Below are 23,511 nucleotides of genomic sequence, written 5' to 3'. Positions count from 1 at the left end.
ATAAAAAAAGCACCCTTTATATGAGGGTGCCCAAGGTATTCGAGGAGCATTTTATCAATCTAAATTCAAGGAACTTAGAAATTCTATCCCCCCTTCCTGATATCGGTATTGATATAATACATCATCCCCCACCATCAGTAATTGATTCTCCAAAGGAATAACATCAAAGGTGACGATATCCTTAAAATGATCCAATAATCTTAACTCCTGAATCTGGGTTTTATCATAGACCTTTAAACCAGACTCCCCATCGCAAACAAACAGCATATCGCCCTTTATACCAAGACCATAGGGGCCGTCCATGCTATAACTTTTCGCCAAAACGGGATTGGCAATATCCGTAATATCCACAATGAACAGACCACTTTCCGTTGCCCCACATTCATTACCACCTCTCAATGTAACATATGCATATTGATCATCCACAACAACAGGGTCACAAGCTGTTCCATGTTGGAATTCGGAAATAAAACCTGGAGTAGCCGGAGAACTTATATCATATATATACATCCCACTCCTACTACCCAAAAATAAATTATTGCCCCTATTAAAGATAGTCTCAATATCAAAACCGGCAAATACGGGCTCCAGGGCTTCTGGATTCTCCAAATTTTCGATTTTGAACACATTGATGTTATGACTGTCCACGGCATATAAATAATCGGACACTATTTTAAAGCGAGCCATGGAGCCTCCCTCGCCCACTGATCCGTCATTCATAGCTTCGGCCATTGCAAAATCTATTGTTCCCCACCTATTCTGATATTCCTCAACCAATCTTCTCTCGGTAACCACTTCCCACCCGACGATAATTTCATTGGAATAATCAATACCATCAAATTCATAAAAATCGGCCTCAGCAGGAAAAACAACATTGTCCCTGAGCACATTTTCCAATCTGTTCACCTGCCGGATATTGGAAATATCAGAAATATCAAAAACAAGGAGATCCGTTATACTATCCGCATAGAGGTAATCATCCTTGATAGAAATATCCACGTTCCCGGCTATTTCAATAAATGCAATTTTCTGGGGCGCTTTCGGATTACTGTTATCTATGACATGTACTCCTTTATATAGATCATTGACAAAAATAATATTCTGGTACGCATACAGTTTTCCAGATTCCTCAATCGCCTTGGGAGGCAAAATATCAGCATTGTTTCTAAAATCGGTCTTTAGCATGGTCATGGGCCTCGCCACAAGATAATCAGCGTAAGCACCATCGTCATGTTTATCATTGCACGCACCAATTCCCATAAAGAGGATTAGGAGGAAGAGTATTTTTATTTTTGGCATCTTCTTGGGTGTTTAATTAGGTTGATAATCTTTGGATGTGCGTTATTACAATAAGTTGCGCATATTTTTGATAAATATTTAACTGTCAAATTGTCACGAATCTTCAATTAATCCTATCTTTGCAGGCCTATTAGAGTTAAAGGCAATTACGATACAATGGAGAAGATAATAGACGAATCGGTTCAAGGGACACCCCTATCCGTAGGTAAAAACCAAGAAAACAAACGCAAGCTTTATATAGAAAGTTATGGCTGTGCCATGAACTTTTCCGATAGTGAAATTGTCGCTTCCATCTTGGCCAATGACGGGTTCAATACTACCGATATATTGGAGGAGGCCGATCTTGTATTGGTCAACACTTGTTCCATCAGGGAAAAGGCAGAACTTACGGTCCGCAAGCGATTGGAGAAATTCAACGCCGTAAAAAAACTAAGACCACAGATGAAGGTAGGGGTTTTGGGATGTATGGCAGAGCGTTTGAAAACCAAATTACTGGAAGAAGAAAAAATAGTGGATATGGTCGTTGGGCCAGATGCCTACAAGGACCTTCCCAATTTGATACAGGAGATCGATGAAGGTAGAAATGCCGTAAACGTAATCCTTTCCAAAGAGGAGACCTATGGGGATATAGCCCCTGTAAGACTGCAATCAAACGGAGTTTCGGCCTTTGTTTCCATTACCCGTGGTTGCGACAATATGTGTACGTTTTGCGTTGTCCCCTTTACCAGAGGACGCGAACGCAGCAGGGACCCACAGTCTATCTTGGAGGAGGTAAATGACCTTTGTTCCAAAGGTTTTAAGGAGGTTACCCTTCTGGGACAAAATGTAGACAGCTACCTATGGTATGGCGGAGGCTTGAAAAAAGATTTTGAAAACGCAAGTGAGATGCAAAAGGCCACGGCCGTTAATTTCTCCAATCTTTTGGATATGGTAGCCAATGCCCAGCCCAAATTAAGAATCCGTTTTTCTACTTCCAACCCTCAGGATATGACATTGGATGTGATCCATGTGATGGCAAAGCACAGGAATATCTGCAACTATATCCATTTGCCGGTACAGAGTGGCAGCAATAGGATCCTTAAGGCGATGAACCGTTTACATACCAGGGAAGAATATTTTGAGCTTATAGATAATATAAGACAAATAATCCCTGAATGTTCCATCTCCCAGGATATGATAGCCGGATTTCCTTCAGAAACCGAAGAAGACCACCAAGACACCCTTTCTCTCTTGGAAAAGGTGAAATACGACTTTGGTTATATGTATGCCTATTCGGAAAGACCGGGCACCTTGGCAGAACGCAAAATGGAAGATGATGTTCCAGAGCCTGTCAAAAAAAGAAGGTTGGCCGAAATAATCGCCTTACAAAGGGAGCATGGCCACTTTAGAACAAAACAGCATTTAGGCAAGGTAGAAGAGGTCCTGATTGAAGGGGAGTCAAAAAAATCTGATTCGCAATGGATGGGCAGGAATTCACAAAGCACGGTGGTTGTTTTTCCTAAGGAAAATTACAAAGTTGGCGATTTTGTAAACGTAAAAATAAACGATTGTACCTCTGCAACCCTCATAGGGGAAGCGGTAGGCTACAGTGATAATAACTAACAAGGGCAAGAACTGCAACCGAGATTTAGATCAATTTCTTTCTAGTTGCATATCCTTAACGAACGTATAAAAATGGATTCGGTACAAGCCATAAAACAACGATTTGAAATCATCGGGAACGATGTAAAGCTCAATAGGGCCATAGAAAAGGCCATTCAAGTAGCGCCTACCGATATTTCTGTTTTGGTCACAGGAGAAAGTGGGGTGGGAAAAGAAGCAATTCCCAAGATCATCCATGCACTATCCCATAGAAAACACGCCAAATACATTGCCGTCAACTGCGGGGCGATTCCCGAAGGCACTATAGACAGTGAACTTTTTGGTCATGAAAAAGGTGCGTTTACAGGGGCAACAGCTACCAGAAGCGGTTATTTTGAGGTTGCCGATGGCGGAACCATTTTTTTGGATGAAGTTGGGGAATTACCCCTCACCACCCAAGTACGCCTCTTAAGGGTATTGGAAAATGGTGAGTTCCTAAAAGTAGGTTCCTCACAGGTCCAAAAAACAGATGTTCGTATCGTGGCCGCCACGAACGTGAATATGTTCGAGGCCATAAAAAAGGAACGGTTCAGGGAAGACCTCTACTATAGGCTCAGCACTGTAGAAATCAATATACCACCCTTGCGGGAAAGAAAGGAAGACATTCATTTGCTCTTCAGAAAATTCGCGTCCGACTTTGGTCAGAAATACAAAATGCCTACTATCCGCCTTGAGGATAATGCGGTTGAAACCTTATCCAAATATCATTGGCCGGGGAACATTAGACAGTTGCGGAATATTGCAGAACAAATTTCAGTTTTAGAGGAGCAGAGATCTATTTCTTTTACCACTTTAAACAGCTACCTCCCCAATGCCGGCGGTTCAAATTTACCTGCGGTCATTAAACAAGAACGAAAGGAGAGTGAATTTAGCAATGAACGTGAAATTCTCTACAAGGTGCTCTTTGACATGAAAGGCGATTTAAACGACCTTAAAAAACTAACGTTGGAGCTGTTAAAAAACAATGACACTGATAAAGTTCAGGAAGAAAATGAAAACCTGATCCGAAAAATATATGGTAAGGAAGGTGATGAGGAAGACTTTACAGAAGAGGAAGAGCAGCTCAGTGAACTGGAAGTTTTAAGTCTCCCAGAATCAAAAACTGACAGTAGTTTACCTAAGCCCGCTCAGGAGGACAAGTATCATTTTGCCGAGGAAATAGAAGAAGAGGAAACCCTATCTTTACACGAAAAGGAAATTGAATTGATCAAAAAATCTTTGGAACGCAACAAGGGCAAACGAAAAGCAGCAGCGGCAGAATTGGGTATTTCAGAACGCACTTTATACCGCAAGATCAAACAATACAATCTATAACATGAACAGAATAAAAAATATAGTTGTTCTACTCATGGTTGTTTTTACCCTTCAAGGATGTGGGGTATATAACTTTACTGGAGGGAACGTAGGAACGGCAAAGACGTTCCAAGTAAATTATTTTCAAAATTATGCCGCCCAAAGTCCCGGCTCTACCATCGAGCCCAATTTGGACAGGGATTTCACCTTGGCCCTACAAGATCTAATTTTAAACCAGACCAGTCTAGACCTGGTCACCGCTGGCGGGGATCTGATATACGAAGGGGAAATTATTGAATATAGGGTTGCTCCCATGACAGCTACCTCTAACCAGACAGCCGCCCAAAACAGATTGACCATTGGGGTAAAGGTTCGCTTTTTCAATAAGACCAAAGAAGATTCCGATTTTGAGAAGAATTTTTCGTTCTTTTATGATTACGATGCCAATACGCTATTGGATAGTGTAAAAGGCGAGGCACATGAAGTTATTTTTGAAAGGATAACCCAGGATATTTTTAATGCATCATTAGCAGATTGGTAGATAGGTATGAACGTATCGGATTTTACATTTTTATTGCAACATCCAAACAAGGTAGTTTCGGCGGTGCAGACAAAGCACCTGGAGGACATTATTGAAGAATACCCCTATTTTCAAGCAGCACGGGCCGTCCATTTAAAAGGACTAAAAAATTTGAACAGTTTCAAATTCAACAATGCGCTTAAAATTACTGCTGCCCATACTACTGACAGGGATGTGCTTTTTGATTTTATCACTTCTAGGGATTTTCTCCAGAATGCCATTGCAGATTCTATTTCTGGCAGAAGCCTATCCATTAATGAACATGAAATTATTTCTGAGGAGGTTACTTCAGATGCCCCTATTGAAACACTGCTCAATGAAAGTTCCGAGGACAAACCCTTGCCGCAGAATGTAAAGGAGGCAGAGCAAATTCTGGACCCCGCCCTTTTTAAGTCGATGGACCCCCATATGGACGTGGCCATTGCCAAGGCAAAAAAGGAGGCCGAAAAAGAATTGGAAATTGGCAAACCCCTCCCCTTTACCAAAAAAGAAAAATATTCCTTTACCGAATGGCTACAGCTTACCTCAGCTACCCCAATTGAAAGGGAACCCGTAAAAGAGGACAGCAAGGATGTGTCATTGGATCATGTAGACGACGATGAAGAAATGGCCAAGAGGAAAAAGTTCGACCTGATAGACAAGTTCATTGAAAACAATCCAAAAATTGTTCCTCGCGAAAAAATAGATAAGGTAGATATTTCGGAATCCTTGAAAATGGATAAGAACGAACTAATGACCGAGACCTTGGCCAGAGTTTATTTGGAACAGAAAAAGTATAAAAAAGCGATACAGGCTTACAAAATTTTAAGTTTGAAATATCCAGAAAAAAGTAGTTTCTTTGCAGACCGAATAAAAACGGTAGAGAAAATACAAAAAGAAAACTAATAATATAATGAGTACATTTTCAATTTTCCTGATTCTTATCATTGTTGTTTGCCTACTATTGGTGTTGGTTATTATGGTGCAAAACCCTAAAGGTGGCGGATTATCTTCTTCATTTGGAGGAGGCGGAAACCAAGTAGTTGGTGGCGTTAAAAAAACAGGAGACTTCTTGGATAAGAGTACCTGGACTTTGGCAACCTTATTGATCGTTTTGATCTTGTTGTCCAACGTTGCCATAAAAGGTAGCCTTGGCACAAACGATTCCAAGTTGTTGCAAGGGGATGATATAGAAACTACGGTTCCTGAAAGTTTACCGGAAGCTTTACCGACAACGGATGAAGCTGCTCCAGTGGAAAACCAGGAGTAATAAACATATTATACGAAACAATAAAATGCCAGCCTGAATGACAAGCTGGCATTTTTGTTTTACAATATGTCAGTTTTAAACCATTGGCATAATTTCTGACGTATAGTAAACCAGAATTTTAAAATTTAAAAACTAAAAATATGTCTAAAGTAAACATCAAACCATTAGCGGATAGGGTCCTTATAGAGCCTATGGCTGCTGAAACAAAAACTGCCTCAGGTATTTACATTCCAGAGACCGCAAAAGAAAAACCACAACAAGGTAAGGTAGTGGCCGTTGGTCCAGGTACTAAAGACGACAAAATAACAGTAAAGATTGGCGATACCGTACTTTATGGAAAGTATACCGGTACAGAGCTAAAATTGGAAGGTAAGGATTACCTTATCATGCGCGAAAGTGACATTTTTGCAATTATTTAATTAAAAAAACAACTAAGAAAATGGCAAAAGATATAAAATTTGATATTGAAGCACGTGATGGCCTAAAAAGAGGCGTTGATGCCTTGGCAAATGCGGTAAAAGTAACCTTAGGACCAAAAGGAAGAAACGTTATCATCAGCAAATCCTTTGGCGCCCCTATGGTGACCAAAGATGGTGTTACCGTTGCAAAAGAAATAGAATTGGCAGATCCCTTAGAAAATATGGGAGCGCAAATGGTAAAAGAAGTTGCCTCTAAAACCAACGATCTTGCTGGTGATGGAACAACTACTGCAACCGTATTGGCCCAAGCTATTGTAAAAGAAGGATTAAAGAATGTTGCCGCTGGAGCCAATCCAATGGATCTTAAAAGAGGAATAGATAAAGCTGTTGATGCTATCGTTGCAGATTTGGCCAAACAAACCAAAAAAGTTGGTGATTCTTCTGAAAAAATAAAACAAATTGCCTCCATTTCTGCCAATAACGATGATACCATTGGGGAACTTATTGCCCAAGCTTTTGGTAAAGTAGGAAAAGAAGGAGTTATCACTGTTGAGGAAGCTAAAGGAACAGACACGTATGTGGATGTTGTGGAAGGTATGCAATTCGATAGAGGTTACCTATCTCCATATTTTGTGACAGATTCTGAAAAGATGATGACCAATTTGGACAATCCATATATTCTTTTATTTGACAAGAAAATATCTTCCATGAAGGATTTACTTCCTGTATTGGAGCCGGTAGCCCAATCAGGCAAGCCACTTTTGATTGTCGCTGAAGATGTTGACGGGGAAGCTTTGGCTACGTTGGTAGTGAACAAATTAAGAGGTTCTTTAAAAATTGCAGCCGTTAAGGCTCCAGGATTTGGAGATAGAAGAAAAGCCATGTTGGAAGACATCGCTATCTTGACTGGTGGAACTGTAATTTCTGAAGAAAGAGGTTTCTCTTTGGAAAATGCCACTTTGGATATGTTGGGTACTTGTGAAAAAGTAACCATCGACAAGGACAACACTACAATTGTTAATGGTGCCGGAAATGCAAGCGACATCAAAACAAGGGTAAACCAAATCAAATCTCAGATTGAAAGCACAACCTCAGATTACGATAAAGAAAAACTTCAGGAACGTTTGGCCAAATTGGCCGGTGGGGTAGCTGTACTTTATGTAGGTGCTGCTTCTGAAGTTGAAATGAAAGAGAAAAAAGACCGTGTTGATGATGCCCTACATGCCACTAGAGCTGCAGTAGAAGAAGGTATTGTTGCTGGAGGTGGAGTTGCCTTGGTTCGCGCCAAAGCCGTTCTTGCTTCTGTGAAGGTAGAAAACGCAGACGAAGAAACAGGATTACAGATTGTTGCAAGGGCCATTGAATCGCCTTTGAGGACTATCGTTGAAAATGCCGGTGGAGAAGGATCTGTAGTTGTTGCCAAAGTATTGGAAGGCAAAGGTCATTTTGGTTACGATGCCAAAACTGAAACCTATGTAGACATGCTTAAAGCAGGTATTATTGATCCTAAGAAAGTAACTAGGGTAGCATTGGAAAATGCCGCTTCTGTTGCCGGAATGATCTTGACTACCGAGTGTGCATTGGTCGACATTAAAGAAGAGTCTCCTGCAGGCCCACCAATGGGTGGCGGTATGCCAGGAATGATGTAAAAGGCAATCGCCCAAAGCATCTATTGAATATAAAAAAAACGCTCTGGTATCCAGAGCGTTTTTTTATTGTCTAATGTTTCTTACTGTCATCCGTATTATCTTCCCGGTATCGACAACAAGGATGTACCTGCTCATAAGCCTCTTTGCTAGCCTTTAGTTCCTTGGTATCATGCCCCACAGCCACTAAGGCCGTCTTTACTTCCATGGCATTGGTCTTGCGTTCGTCCATAATCAAGGACAATTGGTGGGACGGGATATCCCAATTGGCAAACTTTACACCGGGCACTCCCAAGGCAGCCTTTTCTATGCGCGTCTTGCACATCTCACATTTCCCATCGACCTCCATGGTCAACTTCTTGTTTTTATCCTGGGCGTAGGTCACCAAGGTAATACATATCATCGCTATTGCTAAAAATCCTTTTTTCATATTTTTGATTTTAAAGTTAATATTCAGATTCTCTTATAGTAAGGAATACATCTTATAATTTATATCTAAATCCTGTATAATACATGCTACCCATAATAGGCGCATACACAATACTTGTATCAAAATAAGGGCCAAAAGGGTCATCTGCACCCAAAATCGCCTTATCCTGCATAAAATTAGTCAAATTCTCTCCACCAACATATATTTCGAAATGTTTGGAAAACACCTTGGTTACTTGCGCATTCATTAAACTGTATGGCGCAGCAGTTTCCCCCAATTGATATTCTGAAGGGTTAGAACCAGTATTTGGCAAGCGTTGCTCCCCAATAGTATGCAAAGTATAATCAAAACGCCATTGCGCCCCATTTTCTTTGGGCAAGGTCACATATCCTATGTTGGCAAAAAATCTATTTTTAGCCTGTAGGGGCTTTTGAAAGCTCCCAGAATTATAATCGGTCTGCACATCGTAATTTTTATACGCGGCACGGACTTCCACATTTTTTACTAACTCATAATCCAGTTCAACCTGAAAGCTGTTCGCATAACTGCTCCCTTCTAAATTATAGAACGATATTTCCTGAGGATTCTCCCAATCTACCACGATTTGGTTTTCAAAGTCTGTGCGATAATAATCTACCGTGAAATTCCCTTTCCTATTGAAGAGATTAAAGCCCTGTAAAAAGCTTACTCCGTAGTTCCAGGCCACTTCAGGGTCCAATCCGTAGATTTCACCTCCCATGTTCTGGATATTGATCTGTCTTGAGGAACCAAAAAGCTGTTGGTTTTCTGCAAAAATATTTGCTGCTCTTCTCCCTTTTCCAAAAGACCCTCTTAAACTGGAATTTTCCCATGGAGTATACCGAGCATGTAATCTAGGTGTAACAAAGGTACCCAGTCTATTGTGCGTGTCTACCCGTAGCCCGGCAACCAAACTCAATGTCTCCAGATTATCATAGCTGTACTCGAAAAAAGCACCCACGGAATTGTCCGTACGCCCGTAATCTTCAGCATTTACAATTTCATCATAGGTATCCAAGGCAAAGGTGAGCCCGGTTTTAAAGTGATGTTGTGTACTCCCTATGATTGAATTGAAGATCGCATTGGAATAAAGACTATGATGATCTATATCGTATTGGTTGAACCCGTAATAAGATTCCTGCTTGTGCATGCTGTACGAGGCTTGGAATCCCAAACTTTGGAATGGCAGTTCTGGAAAGACGTACCCCAACTTAATAGAAGTATCAAAGCGACGCGTATCTATTTCTCCACCCCAGGCGTTGGTAGTAAATTTATCACTGTTAGGATCAAAGTCGGTCTGCCCTACCTGCTTCTCATCGTTCAAAAAACGAACATTCAAAAAACTGATAAAGCCCGTTTCAGGATTTTGGTACTGCCAGCGGTTCATCACATTGATCTGGTTCGCCAGGGGCACATCCAAAAATCCATCTCCATTATCATCCACATTCGAATCTCTCAAGTTACCATGTACATAAAGACCTGTGCTCCATTTATCGGTCAGTTTTCTATTGATATGGGTATTGAGCTCATATCTGCCATTTAATGCAGCATATCCGTTTACAAACAGTTCACTATCGGTAAGGGGCTTTACTAATTCCGTATTGATCTGTCCGGATATACTTTCGTAACCATTGACCACACTTCCCGCACCTTTCGTAATCTGAATGCTCTCAACCCAGGTTCCCGGGGTAAAGGTTAATCCAAAAGCTTGGGATGCCCCTCGCACCATTGGTATATTCTCTTGCGTAATGAGCAAGTAAGGACTGGTCAATCCCAACATCTGAATCTGTTTGGTCCCTGTAAGGGCATCTGTAAAATTCACATCAATGGACGGGTTGGTCTCAAAACTCTCAGAAAGGTTGCAACATGCCGCCTTAAGAAGTTCTGCACTGTTGACGGTAACCACATTTTGCGCACTAAAGAATGTTTTTTGCAGGGCATCCCTCTTTTTCTCAACCACCACCTCATTCAACATATTTGAAGGTTGCAGGGAGTGATGCACCATTTTTGGTCCGTTGACGGTGAGTGTATCGGTTTTAAAACCAACATAACTTATCACCAATTTATTATGCTTTTTTGAGTAAGGAATGGAAAAAGAACCCTCCTCATTGGTCATGGTGCCAATTTGGGAGTTCAACCAATAGACATTCGCCCCGGATAGACCGATATGTTTGTTATCTTCATTGGCCTCCATCACCATACCTTCCACTTTCTCTTGGGAAAGCGATAGCAATGGCAAGAACAATAAGATAGATAAATAGTATTTCATTTAATTTCTTTTATATAATTGAAACTTGGAATTAAAACCGTTTCCGTTAAAAATTCCTTTTTGCTCTCCAACATGATTGGAAAGAATTACTAATTATCTAAAAAAATTAAATTATAAAGACCTGGTTAAGGACTTGCACGTTCCTAACCAGTACGGGAGGTACATATATATCGTAAGATGCCAACTTAGCATCCGAACTAGCAAATAAGGTGTAATCGGTTTTTGATGGACTAAAAAAGTAGTGTTGTCCTATAGAACATTCAACTTGCGACGTTGTTAGGTCGTCCTGACCCACAATCACAGCTAATTCATAGGCGCAACAAGACTTGATACTCCATTCGACGCTTTCAGAATTTTTATTGGAGGGTTGGTCCATACCACACCTTTCGGCATGTTCAAAAAAAGCAATATCAACCAAGGCTTTTCCACAATAATGCATTCCTATGGTCCATGAGACCGTGGAGACCAAAAGAAGCAAGGCCATTGCAATAGAAAAAACTTTTTGAAATATTGATTTCATGGGTCAAAAGTATAAAATAAACTCACGCTCACCATATCGCTGGCATAAGTATTAACTTAAATTTACATATCGCAGGTTTGTAATTTTCAAATAAAAATGCGACCTAGAATTACTAATTGAATATTTTTGCAAAAAATCACCCTAATGTTAGCTACTTTAAGACCACACATTTTATCTATACTAGACAATAAAACTACAGATGTAGACACCAAACTGCAACAAATCTGTAACCTATTAAAGGAAAAAGTAACCCACTATGATTGGGTAGGTTTTTATTTTAAAAATGGCGATAAGAATGAGTTGAAATTGGGACCCTATGCCGGCACCCCTACCGACCATACCATTATCCCTTTCGGCAAAGGTATTTGTGGACAAGTGGCCGTCTCCAATCAAAATTTTGTGGTCCCGGATGTTAAGGCCCAGGACAACTATATTGCCTGCAGCATTACGGTAAAGGCTGAAATAGTGGTTCCCTTGTTCGTAAATGGGGAAAACGTTGGACAAATAGACATAGATTCCAACACTCCAGATCCATTTACCCTTGAGGATGAGAGGTTTTTGGAATTTATAAATGAGGAAGTGGCCAAAATTCTTTAAAACTTTGGTTGTTTTGTTGATAACCTGCCTCCTTTTTTAAAGGTAAAGACCTACTTTTGTGTCCTTATTAATTTCTTTAGATAAGCACACAAAAAATGAGTACCACAAAAAAAGCAACATCGGCCCTAATTTCTGTATTTCACAAAGACGGTCTAGCGCCATTAGTACAAAAATTCAATGAACTTGGAATCACTATTTACTCGACTGGAGGAACAGAAAAGTTCATCAAAGAATTAGGAATAGATGTGGTTCCCGTGGAGGATGTGACCAGCTATCCTTCTATATTGGGCGGTAGGGTTAAGACCTTGCACCCAAAAGTTTTTGGAGGAATATTAAACAGACAGGATCATACTGGTGACCAAGAACAATTAAAGGAATTTGATATTCCACAATTGGACATTGTGATTGTTGACCTATATCCTTTTGAAAAGACAGTTGCAAGTGGAGCTTCAGAACAAGATATAATAGAAAAAATTGACATAGGTGGCATTTCCTTGATCAGGGCCGCTGCCAAAAACTTTAAGGATGTTCTTTGTGTATCCTCTATGGATGATTACAGTGAGGTCTTGGAGTTGATCACAGAGGGCAAGGGAAGTACTACTTTGGAGGATCGCAAGAGATTTGCGGCCAAATCCTTTAACGTCTCCTCCCACTATGACACCGCCATCTTCAACTATTTTAATAAAAACCACGAAGAAGCAGTATTAAAAATAAGCGAGCCTAATGGGCAGGTCTTGCGTTATGGTGAAAACCCACATCAGAAAGGTTTCTTCTTTGGAGATTTTGATGCCATGTTCAATAAGGTGCACGGCAAGGAACTTTCCTACAATAACCTTTTAGACGTAGATGCCGCGGTAAATTTAATGAACGAGTTCAAAAATGACGCCCCAACCTTTGCCATCCTAAAACATAACAATGCCTGTGGGCTTGCCATGAGGGACACCCTTCACCAGGCGTATGTGGATGCCCTGGCCGGGGATCCTGTTTCAGCCTTTGGAGGGGTATTGATCAGCAATAAGGAAATAGACAAAGCCACGGCAGAAGAAATACACCAGTTGTTCTGTGAAGTTGTAATTGCACCTTCCTATGCCACTGATGCCCTTGAAATATTGAAAGGAAAAAAGAACAGGATTATTTTGATCCAAAACGATGTTGAACTACCTGAGACTATGGTGCGCACCTGTTTAAATGGTGTTTTAGTACAAGGGAGGGACAATATCACGGATGCGATTGAAGGTTTGACTTACGCCACTGACAATAAACCATCTGAAGGCGAGCTTGAAGATTTGATCTTTGCCTCAAAAATATGTAAACACACCAAATCCAATACCATTGTCTTGGCAAAAGGGAAACAATTGTTCGCGAGTGGTACGGGACAGACCTCAAGGGTAGATGCTTTGAACCAAGCGATCCACAAAGCCCAGTCTTTCAATTTTGACCTTCAAGGGGCCGTAATGGCAAGTGATGCATTCTTCCCATTCCCCGATTGTGTTGAGATTGCTGGCAATAGCGGCATAAAAAGCGTGATTCAACCAGGAGGTTCAATCAAGGATCAATTGAGCATAGATTATTGTAATGAAAATGGAATTGCCATGGTAATGACAGGCACTCGTCATTTTAAACATTAATTTTGTTACTTTCACCGATAAAACTTACTTTTAATCCGAAACCAAATTTGTATAAATGGGATTTTTTGATTTCTTGACCGAGGAGATAGCCATAGATTTAGGAACGGCGAACACCCTTATTATTCATAACGACAAAGTAGTCGTTGATAGTCCATCCATAGTTGCTAGAGATAGGATTACTGGTAAAATAATTGCAGTTGGGAAAGAAGCCAATATGATGCAAGGAAAAACCCATGAGAACATCAAAACCATACGCCCCTTGAAAGATGGGGTAATTGCAGATTTTGACGCTTCGGAAAAGATGATCAACATGTTCATCAAAAATATCCCTGCTTTAAAGAAAAAATGGTTTCCACCGGCGTTGCGTATGGTCATTTGTATTCCCTCAGGGATTACTGAAGTGGAGATGCGAGCGGTTAAGGAATCTGCTGAACGGGTTAATGGGAAGGAAGTTTATCTTATTCACGAACCTATGGCGGCAGCTATCGGTATTGGATTGGATATCATGCAGCCTAAAGGTAACATGATTGTGGATATAGGAGGTGGTACTACGGAAATTGCCGTTATCGCCCTGGGTGGTATAGTTTGTGACAAATCCGTAAAAATTGCGGGTGACGTATTTACCAATGACATCATTTATTATATGCGTACCCAGCACAACCTATATGTAGGGGAAAGCACCGCAGAAAATATAAAAATAACCATTGGATCCGCTACGGAAGATCTTCAGACCCCTCCAGAGGACATGTCGGTTCAAGGAAGAGATTTATTGACAGGAAAACCAAAACAGGTACAAGTCTCGTATAGAGAGATAGCGAAAGCATTGGACAAGTCCATTTTAAGAGTAGAGGACGCTGTTATGGAGACCCTATCACAAACACCACCAGAATTGGCGGCGGATATCTATAACACCGGGATATACTTGGCTGGTGGAGGCTCTATGTTAAGAGGATTGGACAGAAGATTGTCACAAAAAACAGATTTACCGGTTTATATTGCTGAAGATCCATTGAGGGCAGTAGTACGAGGAACTGGAATTGCCTTGAAAAACTTGGAACGATACAAGAGTATCTTGATCAAATAAAAAAGGCATACAGCGTAGGACGGTCATTTTTTTCATTAGGCACAACCTATATGGATGGTCATTTATATAACCCCCCAAAATAGCTAAAGTGAATGCAACAGATTATTCGATTTATAATAAGATATAAAATCTCCTTGCTTTATGTCTTGTTGTTAACAGTTGCCTTTGCCCTGACCGTTCAATCACACTCCTTTCATAAGTCAAGATTTTTTAATTCTGCCAATAGTTTTACTGGAGGCATATATCAGACTACAAATAACTTCACCTCTTATTTTGGGCTGGGAACAGAAAACCAAAAACTATTGGAGGAGAACAAAAGGCTAAAGACTATACTTTTTAACCTTAAAGTTCCTGAAACTATAGAATTGGATACAAGTACTACCACCTATGTGGTTACTTCTGCCAGGGTGATCAAGAACAGTTTTGCGAATCCTAGGAACTATATCACCATCAATAAGGGAAAAGCAGACGGACTGAAACAAGATATGGGGGTCATTACCGCTACCGGTATTTTGGGAATCATAGAAAGCACCTCTGAGCATTTTGCAATTGTTCAAAGTATCTTGAACACCAAATCCAATATCAACGCAAAAATCAAGAATACGGATCGTTTTGGCTCCTTGGTATGGAACACAAAAAAGTTTAATGTCGTACAACTAGTGGATATACCACGATTGGTACCATTAAAGATTGGGGATACCATAGTAACCGGAGCAAGTTCCAGTATATTTCCAGAAAATATACCCATTGGGACCATTAAATCATTTGACCTAACGACCTCAAAAAGTTATTATAGCATAGATGTCGATCTATTCAATGATATGACCAACATTAAAAACGTATATATCATCAACAACATAGATAGACCTGAAATATTACAATTGGAATCTGAATTAGAAAATGGGCAGTAAATACTATTTTATAAATATCGTTCGCTTTGTGCTGCTTGTATTTTTTCAGGTACTCGTATTCAATCAACTTAATTTCTTTGGATATATAAATCCAATGGTTTATATTCTCTTTATATACTGGTATCCTATCAAAGAAAACCGTTCCCTTTTTCTTTTGATAAGTTTCTTTTTAGGGCTGGCCGTCGATTTATTTTCGGACACCATGGCAATACATACCGCGTCCATTATAACCATAGCCTATTTAAGACCAAGTATCATGAGATTTTGCTTTGGGGTAAACTATGAATTTCAGAGTTTTAAGCTATCTAACAGTACTAAGGCACAACAAATTACATTTATTGCGTTATTAATACTAATACATCACATAGTATACTTTTCACTAGAAATTTTCAGTTTCTCCAATTTACTGATAATTTTGAAAAAAATAGCATCAACAAGCGCAGTGACCTTGTTGGTCTGTTTATTGATAAGTTCACTATTTAGTACCAAAAAGAATGAATAAGTTTCTTCTTTCCGCCTTCATTGTCATAATAGGAATTACCTTCATAGGTAGACTTTCCTACTTACAGGTATTTAATAATGCCGGGGAAAAAGTATCTGACGATGTAGCGGTCAAAGCCATTTATGATTACCCAGAAAGGGGCTATATCTATGACAGAAACGGGGAGCTTCTTGTAGCCAATCAGCCCGCATATGATGTCATGGTCATACCCAAGGATGTAAAACCCTTGGACACGTTGGAATTCTGCAACCTTTTAGGATTGGAAAAAGAGCAATTCATTAAAAATTTGAACAAGGCCAAAGTGTATTCCCCTCGACTTCCCTCCGTTCTAGTGCATCAATTATCAAAAGAGGATTATGCCCGTCTCCAAGAAAAAATGAGGAAATACGACGGTTTTTATATTCAAAAGAGATCACTGCGTTATTATGCCACCAACAGTGGTGCCAACGTTTTGGGATATATCAGCGAAGTAAATGAAAGAGACCTTGCGAACAACCCATATTACAAACAAGGGGAATTGCTAGGAAAAACTGGAATAGAAAAGGAATATGAAGACCTCCTTAGAGGTAAGAAAGGTGTTAAATACATTCAAAAAGACCGTTTTAACAGGGACATAGGCCCCTATAAAAATGGAGCATTGGACACCTTACCTGAACAGGGGAAAGAAATTCATGTCACCATAGACAAGAAACTACAGGAATACGGTGAACTTTTAATGCAAGGAAAGCATGGTGGTGTTGTAGCCATTGAGCCCAGTTCAGGAGAAATTTTGGCCCTAATCTCTGGTCCAACCTATGACCCGGCTTTATTGGTAGGAAGGGAGAGATCTAAGAATTACACGAAATTATATTACGATTCCATTTCCAAGCCAACTTATGATAGAAGCCTTCTGGCCGAAACCTCTCCAGGTTCTCCATTTAAAATCTTGAACGCCCTTGTTGCCCTGCAAGAAGGGGCCATTACCCCGGATACAAGAATTATGTGCTACCACGGTTTTTATGTAGGTAGCACAAAAAGAGGATGCCACTGTGGAGGAGGCATGAGAGATATGACCTCTGGTATTTCCAATTCATGTAATGCTTATTTTGCCGGTACATTTAGGAAAATTTACGAACAATTTCCAACCACGGATGAGGGAATGGATGTTTGGGAAGAACATATGAAGAGTTTTGGATTGGGTGATTTCCTTGGATATGATCTGCCCACGGGCAAAAGAGGTAGAATCCCCAGCAAGGAGTACTACGATAAGTGGTATGGAGATAATCGCTGGTCTTCATCCTATATAATTTCCAATTCCATTGGACAGGGAGAAGTTTCTGCGACCCCAATTCAATTGGCCAATATGACCGCCGCAATTGCAAATAGAGGCTTTTACTATACCCCCCACGTGCTTAAGAAAATTGACCACGAGGATATTAGTATCCCAGAATTTACAAAAGCTAAATATACTACAATAGACAAGAAACACTTTGATCCGGTTATTAACGGAATGGCTTTGGTTTACAAACAGGGGACAGCGAGCAGATTACAAATACCGGATATAGAAATTGCCGGGAAAACTGGAACTGTGGAGAATTTCACTAGAATCGATGGGGTGAAAACACAACTTACGGATCATTCTGTCTTTATTGCCTTTGCTCCAGTGGAAAACCCAAAAATTGCCATAGCCGTTTATATTGAACATGGATATTTTGGCTCTAGATATGCCGGACATATTGCTTCCCTTTTGATTGAAAAATACCTCAAGGGTAAAATTACAAGAACAGATTTAGAAAAGAGAATGTTAGAGAAAAACTTGGAAGCAGAATATGCCAAACCTCATAGCGGTCAACCCTTTATAATCAACGAGCGTGTCTGGTAAAAGCATCTTAAAACGTATAGACTGGTTAACCGTTTTAATTTACTTCTTGTTGGTGGGCATTGGGTGGATCAACATCTACTCCAGTACCTACTCGGAGGAAGACAAGGCACTTTTGGATTTTGGCACCTTATACGGAAAACAACTTTTTTTTATCTTGGTCAGTGTTTTTTCAATTGTCATCATCCTTGGAATTGAGGCCGATTTTTATGAACGTTTTTCTAGTGTTATATATATTATCTCCCTTATCCTCTTGGTCGGACTTTTTGTTTTCGGGAAAACGATTGCTGGAGCAACTTCTTGGTATGACCTAGGTTTTTTTAATCTACAGCCCTCAGAATTGGCAAAAGTGGGTGCCGCATTGGCCCTAGCTAAATATTTAAGTGATATTCAGACGGATATTAAAAGGGGAAAAGATCAATTCTTTGCCTTTTTGATCATTTTGATACCCGCCATACTTGTTATCCCACAACCAGACCCTGGTAGTGCTTTGGTATTCTTTGCCCTAATTTTTGTAATGTTCCGTGAAGGCCTGCCCCTCTATTATTTGAGCATCCTCTTATTGATTTTACTAGTATTTGTTGCTACTTTAATGTTTGGCACTATTTGGGTAGGCATCGTATTTGCCATATTGATAGCCCTGATCTTTTTGTTGAAAAAGAAATCCTTTCGAGTTCCTATCATGCCCATCCTAACATTTTTTGTTATTGCCATCGTATTTTCACTCTCCGTAAATTTCGTTTTCAATAACGTTTTCGAACAACGGCATAGGGACCGTTTTAGCCTTTGGTTGCGCCTGGAAAAAGACCCCGCAAAACTGGAGGAGATCAAAAAAACAATAGGGTACAACACCTATCAATCAGAAAAGGCTATTGAATCTGGAGGCTTCTTTGGTAAGGGTTTTATGGAAGGTACCAGAACCAAAGGTGACTTTGTCCCTGAACAACATACCGATTATATTTTTAGCACCGTGGGGGAGGAATGGGGCTTCTTGGGAACCTCTGTGGTGGTCATCCTATTTACCGTGCTCTTCCTGCGCTTGGTTTACCTCTCAGAACGGCAAAAGAGCGGCTTTAGCCGCATGTACGGCTATGGCATCATCTCCATACTCCTAATACACTATTTCATCAATATAGGCATGGTCATTGGCGTTTTACCTACTATAGGTATTCCTTTGCCATTCTTCAGCTATGGAGGATCTGGACTTTTATTCTTTACGGCCCTATTATTTATCTTTTTAAAACTAGATTCGAACCGGTTGAACGAGTGGAACTAAAATTTCCACCCTTTTATAAGGACCTCTTTTTCCAAACGGTCTTCCCGATCGTTAGGGAGCTTCTCAAAAAAATCGATCCCTGTTAGCTTTTCCAAACTATCCACGGGCACCAAAAACTTCTCCAATGGGAGGGAACTTTCTTTATGTGGCATAAGAAATGCCAAAACCTCTAGATTTTCATTATTCCCTTTGGCAATAATTTTATAGAAAAACTTGGGAACCGCTACATCCTCCTCCCCTATTTCCTCGAGTCCTTCTTCCAACACCCCGCCAGTTACTACAAAAACACTATCATATTTTTTGGTCCAGTACCTGACTTTTTGTTCCAATCTATTCCATATCCCCCCATTAAAAGCATTCTCTTGGGGGCTTATATTACTGGTATAAAAGGTTTGATTGTAGGCCGATTCTGAAAATCGCATATCTCCAGCAGGGCATAAGTGACCTCTATCGAATCCCGATCCCCTATAATTTTTCCAATCCGCAGATTTAGTGCGCACCCTTGGATCCTCAATAAAATAAGGTCGTTTCCTATCATCATAGGTCAGGTATTCCTTCTTCAGTTCATACGCCACCCACTCCGCCTGCTCATAACGCTCATTATAAGACAGGGAATAGTAATTATGGTTCACAATAACACCAGTGGTCGAAGTTGGAAAAAGCAATTTCACATTTTTACCCACTTTTCCACTATCATAATCATCTTCATAGGTTTCTACCTCATAAAAATTATCAAAAAGCCAGAAAGCTATGATTAAGAGTAAGGTCAAAAGAGTGTAAATATTTCGTTTTTTCATAATGGGCCTTCAATTATAAAAGGTATGGGCTTGCCACAAAAATAAAAAGCCCGGGATAAACCGGGCCTTTATTCTATCAAAATTAAATAAGATTATCCTTTTACACTTGCCAATTTTGTTTCTTTAATATTGTTAGATTTTAAATCTTGTAAAACATTTATGGCTTCCTCAACATAGACATCCTTGGCCAAATCTTGGTGCCAGCGATCTCTTTTCTCCCTCAATACCTCATCTTGTGTAAACAACTCCTTTTCATATTTTAGGGATTCAAAGGACAAATGCGAATCATATTCCTGAATCGTCTTAAAATATTGAGATTTCTTCTTCATCCTTTCCTCTTCGCTTTTATAAGTGCTATAGTTCAAGGATATTACATTTTCATCTTGTTGTTGCTTTAACCATTTGGCATTTTCCTCGATCAACTTTATCTGTGAATTAAGGGCCATTCTAGAAGCACTGTTGGCAATGGTCTGCTCATAATCTATATAACCTTCCCAAGGCTTATAATCAGCCGCTGAAATCTTGTCCCAAGGCAATGGGTTTTGCTGATCTCTTTCCCCAAGATCAATATAACTATATCTGTCCGGAACGACCACATCACTCTTTACTCCTTCCAACTGGGTGGATCCTCCGTTTATTCTATAAAATTTCTGTGTAGTTAATTTAATAGCTCCAAGATCTCCATGCTCATTGCTTCTCACAATGTTGTCCAAAGGAATAACATTTTGTACAGTCCCCTTTCCAAAAGTCTGTTTGCTTCCAATGACAATTGCTCTTTTGTAATCTTGCATCGCTGCAGCCAAAATTTCTGAAGCGGATGCCGATAACTCATTTACCAAAATTACCAAGGGTCCATCCCACTGGATTCGCTCATCCTTATCGTCATAAACTTCCTTGCGCTGTCCTGAAGACCTAACTTGTACAATTGGTCCGTCCTTGATAAATAGTCCGGCCATCTCTACAACAGTCTTTAAAGATCCCCCACCATTGTCCCTAAGGTCCAAGATCAATCCTTCTGCACCTTCTTCTTTTAATCGTTCTACCTCTTTGGCAACATCAGTTGCGGCATTTCTATTGTTATAGTCTTCAAAATCTACATAAAATTTTGGTAGATTGATCAACCCAAATTTCTGCTCTCCTTTTTTAACCGTAGCGGATTTGGCATAAGATTCCTCCAATTCCACAACATCTCTTGTCAAGGAAATAATTTCTATAGAACCATCTACTTTTTTTACTGTAAGATTTACAACCGTACCTTTTGGGCCTTTGATAAATTTAATGGCATCATCAAGTCTCATCCCAACAATATCAACTGGTGGCTCACCTTCCTGGCCTACTTTCAATATTTCGTCCCCTACTTCCAAACGCTTGTCTCTCCAAACCGGACCTCCTGATATAATTTCCACAATGGTGGTCTCATCTTTACGTTTTTGCAAACGCGCACCGATTCCTTCAAACTTCCCTGACATGCTCACATCGAACTTCTCTTTATCGTCCGGTGCAAAATAATAAGTATGCGGATCAAACTCGTCAACTATGGTATTGATGTATTGTACAAACCAGTCCTTACGCTCCAATTCATCTACAAAGTCATAGAATTCATCCAAGGTATTTTCGGTAGAAGCCCTAGCTTCCGATTCGATCTCTTTTACTGATTTTGCCTTGTAAGCGGCATCTTTGGTCTTCTTTTGCTCCTCATCTGTCAATTTGGAATCATAGGTGCCCAAAGTGGCATATTTCAATTGCTTTCTCCATCGTTCCTTCAATTCGCCCTTTGTACTTGCAAAAGGCTGATTGTCATAATCGATATTGATCTTTTCATCGGAATTATAATCAAAAGGCTCTGAAAGCACATCCTTATAGATGCCCTTGGCTTCTTGCATACGTTGTATCAACCTTTCATGAACTAAATCAAAAAAGCTGATATCGGTATTTTTAATTTGATCATCAATTTGAAACTTATATTTTTCAAACTCATGGATATCCTTTTCCAGGAAATATCTTTTGGTAGGATCTATAACATTGATAAAATCCTCAAAGACTTCCACCGAAAAATCATCGTTGATATCTTTGGGCTGATAATGTCCTTTTTCAAGAACATAAGTAATGAGATCCAACAATAATTTGTCCTTATCACTGGTCTCAAATGATTTATTTGTAAAACTGCAGGAGGCTACAGCAATCAGCATCACCAACAATGCAAAAGCCAATTTCTTTTTCATATTCTATTTCTTTTTTTGATGTATTATTCCATCTTGGATTGCAAAATAATTTAGGTCTAACCCACTATATATGCACTACCTGACATTATCTGGAATCCTCTAAGATACTGAAAAAACCATGCCACATTGTTCTGTATCCATTAAATTTTTGTTAAACGACATCAAAGGCTTTTCCTAATGAAAAACGTATTTTTACACCATAAATTATAATCTATGGAAAAACCTTTGATTCTTGTCACCAATGATGACGGCATAACAGCACCGGGATTAAGAGCCTTGGTAAGGTATATGAAAGAGATTGGAGACGTGGTCGTCGTGGCACCAGACAGCCCACAATCGGGGATGGGACATGCAATAACACTGGACAATACGTTATACTCAAAAAAGGTCACCATAGATACAGAGAATGGGGGTACGGAAGAATATAGTTGCAGCGGCACTCCCGCGGATTGTGTGAAATTAGCGTTACAGGAACTGTTGGATAGAAAGCCGGATATTTGTGTCAGTGGCATCAATCATGGATCCAATTCATCTATCAATGTTATTTATTCCGGTACGATGAGCGCAGCTATTGAAGCCGGGATAGAAGGAATACCCGCCATAGGATTTTCATTGTGCGATTTTTCTTGGGATGCCAACTTTGAAAAGGCTGGGGATGCCATAAAGCGAATAGTTAGGGAGGCTCTGGACAAAGGGATGCCTCAAGGGGTGGTTTTAAATGTAAACATCCCCAAGTTGGAAGGCAAGGAATACAGGGGCATTAAAGTTTCCAGACAGGCTAGGGCCAATTGGAAGGAAAAATTCGACAAGAGGATCAGCCCCATGGGCAAGGAATACTATTGGCTTACCGGGGAATTTGAATTATTGGACAAAGGGGAGGACACCGATGAGTGGGCCTTAGCCAATGACTATATTTCCTTGGTGCCCACACAATTTGATCTTACGGCACACCACGCCATACAAAACATAAATAACTGGAACTTACATGAATAAAAAAGAAATTATCATCGGTTTTTTGGTAGGCATTATTGCCAATACCATAGGAACTTTGGCATATATCGTTCTATTTTCCGATTTGGGCATCGCGGAGACCTTTGCAGCCGCAATAAAACAAGAGCATATTGGTAGTTTATTGGCCCTTGGTGCCATCTTGAACCTTATTGCCTTTTTTGGCTTTCTGAAATTAAATAGGGACCACAGAGCCAGAGGGGTACTAATAGCGACCCTTTTGACTGCTTTTGTTATCCTTTACTATAAAATGTTTTAATCCAA

General features: G+C 40.0%; 21 protein-coding genes. 15 read left to right on the top strand and 6 right to left on the bottom strand.

The window, feature by feature from the left end; translation table 11 throughout:
• Positions 1-54 precede the first annotated feature (54 nt).
• Complete coding sequence (locus tag ABXZ32_RS13865; RefSeq protein ID WP_354619288.1) at positions 55-1,299, bottom strand: LVIVD repeat-containing protein; 1,245 nt, start codon at positions 1,297-1,299, stop codon at positions 55-57.
• A 156-nt stretch (positions 1,300-1,455) separates the two neighbouring features.
• On the opposite strand from ABXZ32_RS13865, the gene miaB reads away from it, so the two are divergent.
• The 7 genes from miaB (at position 1,456) to groL (ending at position 8,130) form a co-directional block, all read left to right on the top strand.
• Entirely contained in the window at positions 1,456-2,901 is a 1,446-nt protein-coding gene (gene miaB, locus ABXZ32_RS13860) for a tRNA (N6-isopentenyl adenosine(37)-C2)-methylthiotransferase MiaB (protein ID WP_354619287.1), read from the top strand.
• A gap of 72 nt (positions 2,902-2,973) precedes the next feature.
• A complete protein-coding gene (locus ABXZ32_RS13855; protein ID WP_354619286.1) occupies positions 2,974-4,254 on the top strand; it encodes a sigma-54 interaction domain-containing protein in 1,281 nt (426 codons plus the stop codon).
• A 1-nt stretch (position 4,255) separates the two neighbouring features.
• Positions 4,256-4,774: an LptE family protein gene (locus ABXZ32_RS13850; protein ID WP_354619285.1), complete on the top strand. Its 519-nt coding sequence runs from the start codon at positions 4,256-4,258 to the stop codon at positions 4,772-4,774.
• A 6-nt stretch (positions 4,775-4,780) separates the two neighbouring features.
• Positions 4,781-5,698, top strand: a complete 918-nt coding sequence (locus ABXZ32_RS13845) for a hypothetical protein (RefSeq protein WP_354619283.1) — start codon at positions 4,781-4,783, stop codon at positions 5,696-5,698.
• Between the two features lie 7 nt (positions 5,699-5,705).
• Entirely contained in the window at positions 5,706-6,062 is a 357-nt protein-coding gene (secG, locus tag ABXZ32_RS13840) for a preprotein translocase subunit SecG (protein WP_062056031.1), read from the top strand.
• A gap of 140 nt (positions 6,063-6,202) precedes the next feature.
• Positions 6,203-6,481, top strand: a complete 279-nt coding sequence (locus tag ABXZ32_RS13835; RefSeq protein WP_062056033.1) for a co-chaperone GroES — start codon at positions 6,203-6,205, stop codon at positions 6,479-6,481.
• Between the two features lie 20 nt (positions 6,482-6,501).
• A complete protein-coding gene (gene groL, locus ABXZ32_RS13830; RefSeq protein ID WP_354619282.1) occupies positions 6,502-8,130 on the top strand; it encodes a chaperonin GroEL in 1,629 nt (542 codons plus the stop codon).
• 70 nt (positions 8,131-8,200) lie between these two features.
• Here the strand turns inward: groL and ABXZ32_RS13825 are convergent, their stop codons facing one another.
• The 3 genes from ABXZ32_RS13825 to ABXZ32_RS13815 form a co-directional block, all read right to left on the bottom strand.
• Entirely contained in the window at positions 8,201-8,557 is a 357-nt protein-coding gene (locus ABXZ32_RS13825) for a heavy-metal-associated domain-containing protein (protein ID WP_354619281.1), read from the bottom strand.
• Positions 8,558-8,609: 52 nt separating this feature from the next.
• Entirely contained in the window at positions 8,610-10,844 is a 2,235-nt protein-coding gene (locus ABXZ32_RS13820) for a TonB-dependent receptor (protein ID WP_354619280.1), read from the bottom strand.
• Between the two features lie 106 nt (positions 10,845-10,950).
• Positions 10,951-11,364, bottom strand: coding sequence for an HYC_CC_PP family protein (locus ABXZ32_RS13815; protein ID WP_354619279.1), 414 nt, complete (start codon positions 11,362-11,364; stop codon positions 10,951-10,953).
• Between the two features lie 144 nt (positions 11,365-11,508).
• Here ABXZ32_RS13815 and ABXZ32_RS13810 point away from each other — a divergent pair, with 144 nt between their 5' ends.
• The 6 genes from ABXZ32_RS13810 (at position 11,509) to rodA (ending at position 19,220) form a co-directional block, all read left to right on the top strand.
• On the top strand, positions 11,509-11,961 hold the full coding sequence (locus ABXZ32_RS13810; protein WP_354619278.1) for a GAF domain-containing protein: 453 nt from the start codon (positions 11,509-11,511) through the stop codon (positions 11,959-11,961).
• A 95-nt stretch (positions 11,962-12,056) separates the two neighbouring features.
• A complete protein-coding gene (purH, locus tag ABXZ32_RS13805; protein ID WP_354619277.1) occupies positions 12,057-13,589 on the top strand; it encodes a bifunctional phosphoribosylaminoimidazolecarboxamide formyltransferase/IMP cyclohydrolase in 1,533 nt (510 codons plus the stop codon).
• Positions 13,590-13,644: 55 nt separating this feature from the next.
• Entirely contained in the window at positions 13,645-14,673 is a 1,029-nt protein-coding gene (locus ABXZ32_RS13800) for a rod shape-determining protein (protein WP_354619275.1), read from the top strand.
• Positions 14,674-14,765: 92 nt separating this feature from the next.
• Positions 14,766-15,584, top strand: a complete 819-nt coding sequence (gene mreC / locus ABXZ32_RS13795) for a rod shape-determining protein MreC (RefSeq protein ID WP_354619274.1) — start codon at positions 14,766-14,768, stop codon at positions 15,582-15,584.
• A 494-nt stretch (positions 15,585-16,078) separates the two neighbouring features.
• Positions 16,079-17,947, top strand: a complete 1,869-nt coding sequence (mrdA, locus tag ABXZ32_RS13790) for a penicillin-binding protein 2 (RefSeq protein WP_354619273.1) — start codon at positions 16,079-16,081, stop codon at positions 17,945-17,947.
• On the top strand, positions 17,937-19,220 hold the full coding sequence (rodA, locus tag ABXZ32_RS13785) for a rod shape-determining protein RodA (RefSeq protein WP_354619272.1): 1,284 nt from the start codon (positions 17,937-17,939) through the stop codon (positions 19,218-19,220). Before mrdA ends, rodA begins: the two co-directional genes overlap by 11 nt.
• Here the strand turns inward: rodA and ABXZ32_RS13780 are convergent.
• On the bottom strand, positions 19,217-20,017 hold the full coding sequence (locus ABXZ32_RS13780; protein ID WP_354619271.1) for a DNA/RNA non-specific endonuclease: 801 nt from the start codon (positions 20,015-20,017) through the stop codon (positions 19,217-19,219). The genes rodA and ABXZ32_RS13780 overlap by 4 nt on opposite strands.
• Before the next feature lie 92 nt (positions 20,018-20,109).
• On the bottom strand, positions 20,110-22,239 hold the full coding sequence (locus ABXZ32_RS13775; protein ID WP_354619270.1) for a carboxy terminal-processing peptidase: 2,130 nt from the start codon (positions 22,237-22,239) through the stop codon (positions 20,110-20,112).
• 213 nt (positions 22,240-22,452) lie between these two features.
• Between ABXZ32_RS13775 and surE the strand changes: the two genes are divergently transcribed.
• A complete protein-coding gene (gene surE / locus ABXZ32_RS13770) occupies positions 22,453-23,232 on the top strand; it encodes a 5'/3'-nucleotidase SurE (protein ID WP_354619269.1) in 780 nt (259 codons plus the stop codon).
• Complete coding sequence (locus ABXZ32_RS13765; RefSeq protein WP_354619268.1) at positions 23,225-23,506, top strand: hypothetical protein; 282 nt, start codon at positions 23,225-23,227, stop codon at positions 23,504-23,506. Before surE ends, ABXZ32_RS13765 begins: the two co-directional genes overlap by 8 nt.
• Positions 23,507-23,511: the final 5 nt, after the last annotated feature.

It is taken from the genome of Sediminicola luteus, from assembly GCF_040566555.1.
Classification (GTDB): Bacteria; Bacteroidota; Bacteroidia; order Flavobacteriales; family Flavobacteriaceae; genus Sediminicola.
Note: the sequence above shows the minus strand (reverse complement) of the source record. Positions and strands in the feature narration are given on the sequence as shown.

What these genes read in the sequence shown, in the direction of transcription:
- ABXZ32_RS13865 (WP_354619288.1), bottom strand. Translation starts at nt 1,299, where the DNA reads ATGCCAAAAATAAAAATACTCTTCCTCCTAATCCTCTTTATGGGAATT.
- miaB (WP_354619287.1), top strand. Translation starts at nt 1,456, where the DNA reads ATGGAGAAGATAATAGACGAATCGGTTCAAGGGACACCCCTATCCGTA.
- ABXZ32_RS13855 (WP_354619286.1), top strand. Translation starts at nt 2,974, where the DNA reads ATGGATTCGGTACAAGCCATAAAACAACGATTTGAAATCATCGGGAAC.
- ABXZ32_RS13850 (WP_354619285.1), top strand. Translation starts at nt 4,256, where the DNA reads ATGAACAGAATAAAAAATATAGTTGTTCTACTCATGGTTGTTTTTACC.
- ABXZ32_RS13845 (WP_354619283.1), top strand. Translation starts at nt 4,781, where the DNA reads ATGAACGTATCGGATTTTACATTTTTATTGCAACATCCAAACAAGGTA.
- secG (WP_062056031.1), top strand. Translation starts at nt 5,706, where the DNA reads ATGAGTACATTTTCAATTTTCCTGATTCTTATCATTGTTGTTTGCCTA.
- ABXZ32_RS13835 (WP_062056033.1), top strand. Translation starts at nt 6,203, where the DNA reads ATGTCTAAAGTAAACATCAAACCATTAGCGGATAGGGTCCTTATAGAG.
- groL (WP_354619282.1), top strand. Translation starts at nt 6,502, where the DNA reads ATGGCAAAAGATATAAAATTTGATATTGAAGCACGTGATGGCCTAAAA.
- ABXZ32_RS13825 (WP_354619281.1), bottom strand. Translation starts at nt 8,557, where the DNA reads ATGAAAAAAGGATTTTTAGCAATAGCGATGATATGTATTACCTTGGTG.
- ABXZ32_RS13820 (WP_354619280.1), bottom strand. Translation starts at nt 10,844, where the DNA reads ATGAAATACTATTTATCTATCTTATTGTTCTTGCCATTGCTATCGCTT.
- ABXZ32_RS13815 (WP_354619279.1), bottom strand. Translation starts at nt 11,364, where the DNA reads ATGAAATCAATATTTCAAAAAGTTTTTTCTATTGCAATGGCCTTGCTT.
- ABXZ32_RS13810 (WP_354619278.1), top strand. Translation starts at nt 11,509, where the DNA reads ATGTTAGCTACTTTAAGACCACACATTTTATCTATACTAGACAATAAA.
- purH (WP_354619277.1), top strand. Translation starts at nt 12,057, where the DNA reads ATGAGTACCACAAAAAAAGCAACATCGGCCCTAATTTCTGTATTTCAC.
- ABXZ32_RS13800 (WP_354619275.1), top strand. Translation starts at nt 13,645, where the DNA reads ATGGGATTTTTTGATTTCTTGACCGAGGAGATAGCCATAGATTTAGGA.
- mreC (WP_354619274.1), top strand. Translation starts at nt 14,766, where the DNA reads ATGCAACAGATTATTCGATTTATAATAAGATATAAAATCTCCTTGCTT.
- mrdA (WP_354619273.1), top strand. Translation starts at nt 16,079, where the DNA reads ATGAATAAGTTTCTTCTTTCCGCCTTCATTGTCATAATAGGAATTACC.
- ABXZ32_RS13780 (WP_354619271.1), bottom strand. Translation starts at nt 20,017, where the DNA reads ATGAAAAAACGAAATATTTACACTCTTTTGACCTTACTCTTAATCATA.
- ABXZ32_RS13775 (WP_354619270.1), bottom strand. Translation starts at nt 22,239, where the DNA reads ATGAAAAAGAAATTGGCTTTTGCATTGTTGGTGATGCTGATTGCTGTA.
- surE (WP_354619269.1), top strand. Translation starts at nt 22,453, where the DNA reads ATGGAAAAACCTTTGATTCTTGTCACCAATGATGACGGCATAACAGCA.
- ABXZ32_RS13765 (WP_354619268.1), top strand. Translation starts at nt 23,225, where the DNA reads ATGAATAAAAAAGAAATTATCATCGGTTTTTTGGTAGGCATTATTGCC.